This is a genomic window from Halobellus captivus (assembly GCF_007655485.1).
In the GTDB taxonomy this organism is placed as follows: domain Archaea; phylum Halobacteriota; class Halobacteria; order Halobacteriales; family Haloferacaceae; genus Haloquadratum; species Haloquadratum captivum.
The window spans coordinates 1-1,586 of the sequence record NZ_VJXQ01000015.1 but is presented as its reverse complement, the minus strand read 5'-3'; the positions used below and the strand labels follow the sequence as shown (position 1 = coordinate 1,586).

Below are 1,586 nucleotides of genomic sequence, written 5' to 3'. Positions count from 1 at the left end.
CAGTTCGATCTGACGGCCCACATCACGCCGAAAAATCAGGAGCGGGCCCGGAACGAACTGCAAGACATCGCGGACGACCTCCAGGTCGATGCTGACCTGGAACAGAGTATCCGGAGCGCGTATCTCCAAGAGCGCGCCAACGAGGCCGCAGCGACGTACAAGGCCGTCGAGAACGGCGCGAACGTTTTCGACCAGGGGATGTTCATCACTGTGCGGGCCGACGAGAAGGACGACCTCAGAGACGCCGTCCAGACGGTCAAGAGTGCGCTCCGCGACGACCCGGCGAACCTCACGCCGAAGACCGCAATTTGTCGGCAGGACCTCGCCCTCCAGTCCGCCGCGCCCATCGGCGACAACGAATTCGGGCGGACATCAATCGCACTCGGCGGGGCCGTCGGCGCGTTGCTCTCCTCGCCGCACAACGCGACGATCCTCGAGGAAGGCGGCGTCGAATTCGGGATTCACAAGGACAACCAGAGCCCGGTCGTCATCGACCCGTTCGCGCGGGACAACGGCTACGCGATGTTCACCGTCGGCGACACGGGATCGGGGAAGTCGTTCAGCTCCAAGCAGAACTTCATCCGGTCGATCGAGCAGAGCAAGGATCGTATCGGCATCATCCTCGAGCCGTTGAACAACTGGGCGGGGGTCGCCGAAGCTCTCGACGCCAAACGCATCACGGTCGGCGGGACACTCGGGCTGAATCCCTTGGAGATTCGGGAGACGCCCGAACACGTCCAGCGGGCGATGGGCGAGGACGCGAGCCCGTTCAACGAGAAGCTCGACGACGCGATGAGCTTCCTCACGAACTTCTTCGCGCTCCGCGGCATCTCGCTGGGCGACCGCCGGACGACGCTGGAACTCGCGCTCAAGCGAGCGTACAAGCGCAACGGGATTACCGACGATATCTCCACGCACGGCAACCCGAGCCCGACGATTCAGGATATGATGGACGTCTTCGAGGATATGGTCGACGACCCCGAGGAGTTCGTCGTCCGGTCCGACGAAGAAGCAGGGAAGATCAAGGAGGACGCGACGTGGCTGCTCGATCAGCTCCGCCCCTTCGAGGACGACGGTCGGCACAGCAACCTCGGCCAAGAGTCCGACTTCGACATTCGCGACGAGAAGGTCATCTACCTCGACCTCGCCCAGCAGGAGGGCAGCGTCGATAGCAGCACGGCGCTGACGATGCAGTTGCTCATCTCGCTGGTGTACGAGCGGGCGAAAGTCTCGGAGAAAGAGGTCGTGTTCTACATCGACGAGGCACGCTACATCATGCAGGACGCCGCGAGCCTGGCGTTCCTTGAGACGGTGTTCCGCCACCACCGGCATCACGACCTCTCGATCCGGCTGGTCACGCAGACGGTCGACGAGTTCTTCGAGCACGCTGAATCCGAGGCGATTCTGGATCAGTGTGCGGTCAAGCAGTTCCACCGTCTCGACGGGATGGACGAAGAGTGGGCCGACGAGTTCGGGTTGAACTACGCGCAGATGCGGTTCGTCCAAGATGCCGTGCCGGGCAACGAGGACGCCGGCTTCTCCGAGGCGTTGGTAGGCGTCGACGGCGAGTGGCGCGGCATTCAGGT

At 63.2% G+C, this 1,586-nt stretch carries 1 protein-coding gene; it reads left to right on the top strand.

What is annotated here, in order from left to right:
- Positions 1-1,586 (top strand): VirB4 family type IV secretion system protein (locus FJT57_RS16270; protein ID WP_144906887.1); only part of this gene is annotated, 1,586 nt, incomplete at both ends.